The sequence below is a fragment of the Mesorhizobium sp. P3_A2 genome, from assembly GCF_056403115.1.
This window is the reverse complement of record NZ_JBFUGC010000030.1, coordinates 1-8,862: the sequence shown is the minus strand read 5'-3', so window position 1 is coordinate 8,862 and position 8,862 is coordinate 1. Positions and strand designations below refer to the sequence as shown.

Sequence of the window (8,862 nt, the reverse complement as noted above, 5' to 3'; positions counted from 1 at the left end):
GTCATGGCGACAGGCATCAAGCGCCAGCACGAGCCGCCGAGGATCGTCGGCGATCTTCTCTCGGCCGAGATCGCCGAGAAGCAGGCCCGCTCCATCAAATACCAGCTCACCGTCGCCAAGCTGCCGATCGCCAAGGACATCGAGGAGTTCGACTTCGACGGCACGCCGGTCAACGAGCCACTCATCCGTGATCTCGCCAACGGAACCTTCGTCGCCGACCAGCGCAACGCCGTGCTCATCGGCGGCACCCGAACCGGCAAGTCGCATCTGGCAATCGCCATTGCCCGGGCCTTGATCCGCAACGGCTCACGTGGCCGCTTCAGGGCGCGGGAAGCGTCCTCATCTGTTCGGCCAATGTGCCGTGCAAAGGAAGGGAAACAGACCCTCATGAGCCGTCGCTAGAATTAACTTGCGAGGTACGGGCGCCGGATTTATTTTGCCAGACGTCATCTGCCGCTTAAGGGCATGGGGATGATTGAAAGAGGACAGCGCTTTCGCCTTTCCTGTCAAAGCGGGATGCTGCGATGTCAGACGCCAAGGTGTCGGCACTAGATGCTGAAATCCTCAGAAACGCATTTCAAAAAGCGGCCCATGAAGAGGGCATTCCCGAAGATCGATGGCGTGCCTATGCCTCGCAAATGATCCGTGACTATACCGGTGTTAAGGTGGTGGATGCCGAATTGCTGGAATGGATTATGCGGAATAGCAAGGCCACGACAAGGCGCATACTCACCCCATGAAACCGCCAGAGCCAGCCGACATCGCCAATGACAACGGCAAGCCAGAAGATACCTAGCAGTCGCCACCACGGCGCTACACAAGCCGTGGAAGGGCTGGACGCGCCGGCCAAGGTGATAGAGGCCGCCTTGGCTGTTGTGCGTCCTGTAGGCGCTACTCTGCCATAGATGAGTGGCCGACAGGGTTGGGTTGGGGCTAATGCCGGCCACTACGGGTGAGTTCGGTCCCCGCGCCGAGGACCCTATGGGCATATTAGCATTCGCGCAATTAGGCCGGATGGACTAAGCCGCCGTAGGGGGCTTCACCGGCCCTGTCGTTCGGCTGGATGAACAGCGCCCGCTTGCCGGTGATGGTCTCGATCGACTTCAACAGCGGTCCGTGGACCTCACGAAGCGAGTGCTCGGTGGGGAAGACGACCTACGAAGCATTGAACGCGCGCTGGCGGACCTCCCATGGGGGCTACGATTTGATAGTGGCGGACGGCGATTTCATCATCACGCGCAATTGCATCTGGTCGATAGTGGCGACGATGGCAGCCGCCAGCGCTTCCGCCTCGTGGATGAGTTCTGGACCGTAAAGCCCGTTCACCATCTCCTCGCTGGGCAGCACGCCAGGCGGACAGTGTTCCTCGATTGTGCGCCGGATTAGCGTCAACGCTGCACGGCAATCGGCGGCTTCGATCTTCATAAACCTTCAAACATGCACTCGTCTAAAATGTTCCGGAACTATTTTAGCGCAAGCTAATTGAATCGCGTTTTGCGAGTCAGTTCAAGCGTTTGAAGTTTATCGCGCCTCAGTTGCCTACGTTGCACGCCAAGCCGCCCGAAGGGGACGACTGATCGCATGAGGTCAATTTTGACGGCTATCGCTGGCAATTGATCATCGACGAGGACCGCACGCGCATTTACACCCGGCGCGGTCTCGACTTGGACGTCCAAGTACCGCCGGTCGGCGAGGTCACGTTTATCTCGGTCATTTAGTCGCCGATTAAGTCGCTGAAGCCGCGCCGCCGCGAATTTCGAGGAGCGACTTGTGCGCCGCTCCTCACCATGGGTTACACCAGAGCGCGGAGATTCAGGAGCGGCCGGCTGAAGAGAAGATCCCGAGGCTCGATGACGCGAGTATGCCTCGCAAATGATCCGCAACACCAAAATGCTGGATTGGATTACACGCAAGTAGCCAGCGCCTAGATGCCGCCTTTCTCGTGGATCGTACGGCCGACGTTCTGACCCCGGGGAAGCGCATCAGCGGAACCTATCTCCAGATGAGCACCCCGCGGCACGGACTTTTTTTACAAGTGGATTTCAGCCAACGTCCCCGAGACCGTCGGCGCGGACATCATATCCGTTGCCGCCGACGCCAAAGCGATCGGCATCAGCAGCGTTGAGATCGAGAAAGAAACCGGGAGCGCATTTGATCCTCCGTAGGGAACCTCTCACAGGTCGACTTTTGCATTGTCGCCGACATTCGGCTTTGCGCCGGTGACGGCAGCCAGGACCATTTTCACAGTCGCGACGACCAGTCCCGGGCTATCCCATAATTCGCCTTCATCGGGCTTGACGGTTATCAGGCGGATCTCGGGATCATCGGCATTGTCCCACCATGCTGCGTCGGTCTTCTCCCACAGCTCGGCAATTTTTCCCCGGTCATTGGTCACTGCAGCCGGACCAGAGATAGTGACGTATTTGTAGTGGCTGCTGTCACTCCAGGCCAATGTCACCTTTGGATAGTTCGACAACTGGTCATTCTTGGCGCTGTCATCATTGACGAGGAAATAGATAGCGTTCTCGTCGCGATGTACGCGCGCTGAGAGAGGCCGAGCTCGATTGTACTCCCCATCCCACGTCACAAACATGCAGACGTCGATTTCCTTGGCGAGTTCCCAAATGCGGTCTGTCGCCTCGGCAGGTGTGAGGTCAGTCTCTTGCTCTCGACGCTTGGCCATCAGGTGTCCTCCAGCGGTTAAATGTTCGGATACAACTCGTTCCGCCCTGTGACGTTCCAACGCGGGTCACCTTCGCTTTGGCCCCTGTCCTGTCAGCAGACATGTGCGTGCTTTGCGGAACATCTCCGCGAGACAGCTGGACATCCAACCAGATTACCTCTGAGGGGTTCTTGCTATGAATTTGAGCAAGGCCGGCTGCGACCGCCGACCGTTTCATGGAAGTATCGGTTTCGCGGACCGCAGAAGACAATATCAGGGCCGGCAAGAGCGGCTTGCTGCTGGTTTCGGACAACTTTGACGCGTTCGCCGTGCGCATGCTGGCTGCGAGAACTGGCAGAGCGCACTCTCGACCTCATGTATGGCACGATGACCACACCGGCCGTTTGTTGCTGCAGGAGGTTTTTCAGGGAGGCCACTACGAAGTTGGTTCATGGAAGGCAGTACTCAGCAGCGCTGCATAACGATCTCGCCAAAGCTCGTGGATATCGCGGTCTTCTAGTGGTTTGAGCCGTTGCAGCCGCTCGCCCATCTCGCGAGCGGTGGCGAGTCGACCGTTCCATAATCACTCTATGTGGGAGACTGTCCTAACCGCGCCTTTTTCCCGTGTGCTGGAACTCGCCGTTCTGGACGGGGAGAAATCTGGCGAAGGGACGAGACAGAAGAGCGTGTGACGGCGCTCGTGCCCGGAGTGTCTGTCGACATACCAGTGGGCACCGCCTTTCAATACAGAAACGTTGGTGACACCCACCTTCAAGTTCATCTGCATCTCAATGCCTCCTTGGCCGGGGGACCACGAAGCGTCGCATCTGATTGGTGCGTGGGAGCCTTCCATATAGAGCGTTGGCATCCGACTTACGTCCTATTCCTAGACACATAGTTCCGAAAAAGCGAGACGGCAGGAACGCTTGGCTAACAGCTGAATTGTGTTGGCGACTGTCGATAAAAGTCCCTTCATCGACGGTCTTTAGTTCCGCCGCCTTCTATCATCACGAGGGCGGCGGAACATTTTTGCAGATCGGCGCCTCAGGACGGGTGAAGATGATGAATCATGTTAAAGTTTCGCCAGCCCTCGATACCCGCGTGGCTTCTCTCAGGGCCAGGATGCGCGATGCGCGTTTAACAGCGGCTGACATGAAGGCCTTTCAGAAGGTCGCAACCATCATGAGCGGCGACAGCGGTGCCATTGACGGTGATGACCTAATTGCGGCTTCGTTCGTCCTCGACCAGCCCGACGCGCTAGAATCTGTATTCCATACAAATGATATTGACGGCAGGGTTAGCTTCTTGTCGACGTACGACCTTGGGGGATTGAGGACTATGCTATGAATAGCGAAGCGCATTTTCATACTGCCGATCTTGCGGAACTGACTGTAAAGATCGTCGCTGCATTCGTGGGCAACAATCCGGTGCCCGTCGCCAACCTGCCGGGATTGATTGCCTCTGTGCATGCGTCACTTTCGCGCCTTGTGGCCGATACGCCTGCGACAGGACGTCAGTCACCGGCAGTCGATCCCAAAAGGTCAGTCACTCCTAATACGATCACGTGCCTGGAAGATGGCAAGAAATTTAAATCTATGGCGCGGCACCTGAGCAGCGCCCATGGGATGACGCCCCAACAGTATCGTGAGAAATGGGGATTGCCACCAACTTACCCGATGGTCTCCAAGAAGCACTCCGAGAGGAGGTCTGCGGCAGCCAAGGCTTCTGGATCCGGCACGGGTTCGCAGCCGCAGCCGGAGATTAAGTCGGAGGCTCCATAGATCTTGACGTGAGCGGGATTCGCACCACCAAGAATATTGACGGCTTCGGTGAAAAGGCGGACATTTTCCCTGCCCAGTCCAATATCAGGTTAGGACCAATTTCTTAGCGTTCTATGCGACATTGTTCGTCGTGGGGAGGGACCATGATGTCCGACCAAGAACTATTCGCGAAAGGCCTTGCCACATACCAAAAGGTTGTCGTGGCTAACTACATGGCCATGGGGAGGTCTATGACCCTTCGGCATGCGCTGCTCGATGAGCTCACCGACGGCTTCGTCTTTGCCGATCTTGCCTGCGGCACAGCTCCTGGTTCAGCATCGGCGCTGGCCGGCACCCCCATCGCACGCTACATCGGCGTGGACATTTCTCAGGAGTCTCTCGACGTCGCGAAGCAAGCGCTTGCACCTCTCACCTGTCCGGTTGAGCTGCGGTGCGAGGATTTCGTTGCGGCCATCGATTCCTGGAAAGGGCCGCTCGACGTCGTGTGGATTGGTCAGTCTCTGCACCATCTCCTTGCGCACGACAAGGTCACCCTTATGCGCAAAATCCGCGACCTTTTACCCCCAGGCGGTCTTTTTATGATCTGGGAGCCGACGCGTCTGGAGGGGGGAAGATCGCGAAGGATGGCTTGAGCGTTTTCATCAGGTGCGACCGGAGTGGTCTGGGGTCACTGACGAGGAGTTCGCCGCCTTTGAGAGCCACTGCCGTGCATCTGATTATGCCGAGACGGCCGCTACATGGATTCGCATGGGCCACGAAGCCGGTTTCCGAACTGCAGACGAGTTGATGGTTGTGCCCAACAAACTGGCACGCGTGTATCGGTTCCGTAAATGCGGAACGATCTGATCTCGACCGCCTCTCTATAGCACCAGCGGCGGTTCCAACGGTCAAGTCGATTCACCAGAGCGGACATACGAATATGTCGGCAAGGCCTGGGCAAAAGAGCCAGAAAGATTCACCCTCAATCCGCTCCAGCAAATGCCGGGACTAAACATCTATACGGGATGAAGTTTACCGCTTTCCGCCGGCCATCTTCGTGGAGGGAGTTAGTCGCCGCAGGCCAAGCATCGCCGCGGCACCGATCAACGGTCCAGGCGCTAGAAACAAGAATGCCCAACGCCAGCCACCAAGCAACGCCGCCACGCGCGGGGTCAATCCGATGACCAGCACCGTGAGCGCAAAGCCGAGCCCGAGTTGGACGGAGAGCGCCGTACCGACAAAGCGCCTGTCGCCAAGCTCCGTCACCGCCGCGGAGAACTGCGCGGAATCACCGATGACCGAGATGCCCCAGACGACCGCGATCAAGACGAACAGCCACAGCGGACCGTTGAAGGCCAAGCCGATAGCCAGCGCGCAGAGACCTGACACAATCATCATTCCTGCCGTGGTCAGGGTCCGACCAAAGTGATCAGACAACACGCCGCCAAGCAGGCAGCCGGCGACACCCGCAGCGATCGCGCAGAACGTCAGCAGTGACGCAAAAGCCGGCGACGGTGGACCCTGCTCTTCGAGCGCGGCCCTGGCATAGGTGAGCAGCCATGTCCACATGGCATAGAGTTCCCACATGTGGCCGAGATAGCCGATATTGACCAGGAGCAAGGGCCTGTCCCTGAAGATTGCGCCGATCTGGCGCGGATCGAACATCGCCTTGCCGAATGCATGCGGTCCCTCGCTGGCGAAGAACCAGAAAATCGCAGATCCGATGAGCGTCGCGGCGCTTGCGGCAAGCACCACTGATCGCCAGTCGAACGAACCGGTGAGTGCCCGAAACAGATGTGGCAGCGCCGAGCCCAGTGTCAGCGCACCGATCGTGGCGCCGAGTGCGAGGCCCCTTTGTCGTATGAACCAGGTCGAGACCAGCTTCAGCGCCGGCGGATAGACACCGGCCAACGCAACGCCAGTGACGATCCGGGCAGCGACAATGCCTACAGGGCCGGGCTGCAGAAGCAGACAAGCATTGGCGGCAGCGGCAAGCAGTGAAGAAACCGCCATCAGCCGGTTCAGTCTGACGACATCAGGCAGATTGACGAGGCTCGAGATGAGCGCACCTGCAACGAAACCGATCTGCACGCCATTGGTCAGCCAGGCTTCGATGGCGCCCGAGAGGTGCCACGCCGCCTTCAGCTCGGGCGTAATCGCGGCCGCTGAAAACCAGGTGGTCAGCGACAGGACCACTGCGAGGCAAAGTAGGCCTAGAACCCTCCAGCGATGCGTATCCTCGACGATGATGGCCTTGGGCACGCTATCTGGACCCAGCTGGCACACCATGACAACCACTCAGCCGCGTGCCAGCGGCACGGTGAACACCGTCGCGGTGCCCGTCAGGCAGACTTCGCCAGCCTCATTGCGTACCGAGGTCTCGATCTTGCAGATCGGCTTGTCGGCACGCACCTCCTTGATCTCGACGCGGCCGGTGATCATCTCGTCGACGCCAACCGCCTTGACGAATTTCCAGGCGACTTCGAGGAAGACGGTGCCAGGGCCAGGAAGGTCCTCGGCCACAACTGCATTGAGGATGCCGGAGGTGACGCCGCCCTGGACGATCAGCTTGCCGAAGACAGATGCCTCGGCGAGCGCCTTGTCGTAGTGCAGCGGGTTGCGGTCGCCGGACATTTCGGTGAAGAGTTGGATGTCTTCCAGGCGTGTGCGTCGCGAGCGTTCGGCAAAAGCGCCCACTTGTGGCCGACCCTTGACGACGCCAATCCATCCGTCCTTCGTCTCTGCACTCATCGATGTACTCCATCCGGTTGATTTTTGTGGATCAGCCCGGCTGCGTCAGCGCCCAGGCGTGGTTCACCTAAGCGCTGGCAGAATGAAGGGCTTCGGCGCGCTGCTGCCACCAAGGCCGTGGGAAACGGCGGGCTTGCATCTCCCGTTCTGCGATCCCCTCGAATTCGGTTTTCATAACGCTGCTGAACTGCCGATGCCTGGTCTCGATGTCGCCGAGCGTCCAGTCGAACGAGGCTATTTCGTCGGTGGCCTCGAGGATCTGCTCGGCGATAAAGTCCCGTTCGCGTTGATAGGATGCGAAGGCTTGAGCTGACCCATCGCGGACCGCACGCGCCAGGCTTTCGCTGTCGCGCAACGCATCCGAAATGCCATGCGAGGTGATTGGGTCTCGGAAGAACCCGGCATCACCGACAAGCACCCAGCCCGGACCATACGCCTGGCGTACGAAGCCCGGCACTCCGCGGAACACACGTATACGAGCGTCGCTTAAACTATCGCCACGGGCCTTCTCGGCCTGCGCGGCCAGCGTAGGAGAAAGTGAGCGCAGGACAGCAATGCGGGCGTCTTCGTGGTTGCGCCGAAAGCGCTCATCGAAATGCTCTGTCGGCACCGAGGCCACAATGCAGGCAAGCCCGTTATTTGTTGGGATGAACGAGCCGCTCACACCCTCCCGAAAATACCAATGGTAGCTGCTCTCCGGCTCTGCCGGCACGTAGGCATAGAGATGGGCGGCCGAGACTCGGCCGCGCCGCAGCGTCTGCGCGCCAGAGCGCTTCGCTACTAGCGAGCCAATTCCATCCGCCCCAACTATTATATCGGCTGTGACGGTAAGATTGGTTCCGTCAGAAGTAATCATCTTGACGCCGCGCATCCTGGCGTCGGCGTCGCTGACAAGATCCGCAACTACCGTATCGTGCAATACTTCGGCGCCCGCCTCACGCGCTGCATCGACCAGCGTCCTATCCAGCAGCGTGCGTCTCGGAGCTATCAGGCCAGGCAGTTGTTGGCTCGCGCGCAGAGGTATGGTGATTTCATGATCGCCATAGTGGAAGGTAGTCGCGGTTACCAAAGGCGTGCCGGCGTCCAGCAGTCTTTGCAGCAGACCCCACCGCGACAGCTGGAGAACCGCGGGCCGCATCAACGCGTGCGTCGAAAGCGTATCTGATCCATAAGCTTTGCGGTCGAGCGCAAGGACTCGGAGGCCGGCTCTTGCAAGCAGCATGGCGGTCGAGGCACCTGCACAGCGGGCGCCGACTACAATGGCGTCGTAATGGGAATAGGCTGGTTTGATGTGCATCTTGATGTCCTTGGGGAGTCGGATACTTGGACGGCGATCAAAGGTGCGTCCGCGCCGATGCCGTTAAATTGGAATCGCGCTTGCGCTGGAACTCGAAGCGCAACTTTGGTTGGCTCGTTGACCTGTCGAGATAGTCGGTCAGATGCGCTGTGAGTTCGCGCGCGTCATCCTCGGCGCCGTGGATGAAGCTCGATTTCCGGCGACGCAGATATGGCAGACCCACCACATAGACCCCGGGAACGTCAGCAACGCCTCGATCGTGCTTCAGGTCGCCCTTGCGATCGAAGATCGGCAAATCCAGCCATGAAAAATCCGGCCGAAAACCGGTGGCCCATAGCACCGTGCGAACGTCTTCGCCGAGTTTGAGTTTCAGTTGCGGCGCCGCGTCGATT

9 protein-coding genes and 2 pseudogenes are annotated in these 8,862 nt (G+C 59.0%); 5 read left to right on the top strand and 6 right to left on the bottom strand.

Annotated features, from left to right (window positions below; all coding sequences use genetic code 11):
* Together AC1DXM_RS31600 and AC1DXM_RS31595 are read left to right on the top strand one after the other, a co-directional pair.
* A pseudogene (locus AC1DXM_RS31600) lies at positions 1-321 on the top strand (ATP-binding protein); the annotation flags it as partial.
* 203 nt (positions 322-524) lie between these two features.
* On the top strand, positions 525-740 hold the full coding sequence (locus AC1DXM_RS31595) for a hypothetical protein (RefSeq protein WP_477239450.1): 216 nt from the start codon (positions 525-527) through the stop codon (positions 738-740).
* Between the two features lie 457 nt (positions 741-1,197).
* Here the strand turns inward: AC1DXM_RS31595 and AC1DXM_RS31590 are convergent, their stop codons facing one another.
* Both AC1DXM_RS31590 and AC1DXM_RS31585 read right to left on the bottom strand, forming a co-directional pair.
* Positions 1,198-1,425 carry a hypothetical protein gene (locus AC1DXM_RS31590; protein WP_477239449.1) on the bottom strand — a complete coding sequence of 76 codons (228 nt, stop codon included), beginning with the start codon at positions 1,423-1,425 and terminating at the stop codon, positions 1,198-1,200.
* Positions 1,426-2,173: 748 nt separating this feature from the next.
* Positions 2,174-2,683, bottom strand: coding sequence for a pyridoxamine 5'-phosphate oxidase family protein (locus AC1DXM_RS31585; RefSeq protein ID WP_477239448.1), 510 nt, complete (start codon positions 2,681-2,683; stop codon positions 2,174-2,176).
* A gap of 1,038 nt (positions 2,684-3,721) precedes the next feature.
* On the opposite strand from AC1DXM_RS31585, the gene AC1DXM_RS31580 reads away from it, so the two are divergent.
* The 3 genes from AC1DXM_RS31580 (at position 3,722) to AC1DXM_RS31570 (ending at position 5,075) form a co-directional block, all read left to right on the top strand.
* Positions 3,722-4,009 (top strand): hypothetical protein, encoded by a 288-nt coding sequence (locus AC1DXM_RS31580; protein ID WP_477239446.1) that lies wholly within the window; start codon positions 3,722-3,724, stop codon positions 4,007-4,009.
* Positions 4,006-4,443, top strand: a complete 438-nt coding sequence (locus AC1DXM_RS31575; protein WP_477239444.1) for a Ros/MucR family transcriptional regulator — start codon at positions 4,006-4,008, stop codon at positions 4,441-4,443. Before AC1DXM_RS31580 ends, AC1DXM_RS31575 begins: the two co-directional genes overlap by 4 nt.
* Before the next feature lie 143 nt (positions 4,444-4,586).
* Positions 4,587-5,075: a class I SAM-dependent methyltransferase gene (locus AC1DXM_RS31570; protein ID WP_477239442.1), complete on the top strand. Its 489-nt coding sequence runs from the start codon at positions 4,587-4,589 to the stop codon at positions 5,073-5,075.
* A gap of 379 nt (positions 5,076-5,454) precedes the next feature.
* Here AC1DXM_RS31570 and AC1DXM_RS31565 read toward each other — a convergent pair whose 3' ends face one another.
* From AC1DXM_RS31565 to AC1DXM_RS31550, 4 genes and pseudogenes are all read right to left on the bottom strand, one after another.
* On the bottom strand, positions 5,455-6,711 hold the full coding sequence (locus tag AC1DXM_RS31565; RefSeq protein WP_477239440.1) for an MFS transporter: 1,257 nt from the start codon (positions 6,709-6,711) through the stop codon (positions 5,455-5,457).
* 9 nt (positions 6,712-6,720) lie between these two features.
* Entirely contained in the window at positions 6,721-7,173 is a 453-nt protein-coding gene (locus AC1DXM_RS31560; protein WP_477239438.1) for a MaoC family dehydratase, read from the bottom strand.
* Between the two features lie 67 nt (positions 7,174-7,240).
* Positions 7,241-8,470, bottom strand: coding sequence for an NAD(P)/FAD-dependent oxidoreductase (locus tag AC1DXM_RS31555; protein WP_477239436.1), 1,230 nt, complete (start codon positions 8,468-8,470; stop codon positions 7,241-7,243).
* A gap of 37 nt (positions 8,471-8,507) precedes the next feature.
* Positions 8,508-8,862: pseudogene (locus tag AC1DXM_RS31550) on the bottom strand (hypothetical protein); the annotation flags it as partial.

Coding starts and splice junctions, on each gene's coding strand:
- AC1DXM_RS31585 (WP_477239448.1), bottom strand. CDS start 2,683: ATGGCCAAGCGTCGAGAGCAAGAGACTGACCTCACACCTGCCGAGGCG.
- AC1DXM_RS31560 (WP_477239438.1), bottom strand. CDS start 7,173: ATGAGTGCAGAGACGAAGGACGGATGGATTGGCGTCGTCAAGGGTCGG.
- AC1DXM_RS31565 (WP_477239440.1), bottom strand. CDS start 6,711: ATGGTGTGCCAGCTGGGTCCAGATAGCGTGCCCAAGGCCATCATCGTC.
- AC1DXM_RS31595 (WP_477239450.1), top strand. CDS start 525: ATGTCAGACGCCAAGGTGTCGGCACTAGATGCTGAAATCCTCAGAAAC.
- AC1DXM_RS31555 (WP_477239436.1), bottom strand. CDS start 8,470: ATGCACATCAAACCAGCCTATTCCCATTACGACGCCATTGTAGTCGGC.
- AC1DXM_RS31580 (WP_477239446.1), top strand. CDS start 3,722: ATGATGAATCATGTTAAAGTTTCGCCAGCCCTCGATACCCGCGTGGCT.
- AC1DXM_RS31570 (WP_477239442.1), top strand. CDS start 4,587: ATGATGTCCGACCAAGAACTATTCGCGAAAGGCCTTGCCACATACCAA.
- AC1DXM_RS31590 (WP_477239449.1), bottom strand. CDS start 1,425: ATGAAGATCGAAGCCGCCGATTGCCGTGCAGCGTTGACGCTAATCCGG.
- AC1DXM_RS31575 (WP_477239444.1), top strand. CDS start 4,006: ATGAATAGCGAAGCGCATTTTCATACTGCCGATCTTGCGGAACTGACT.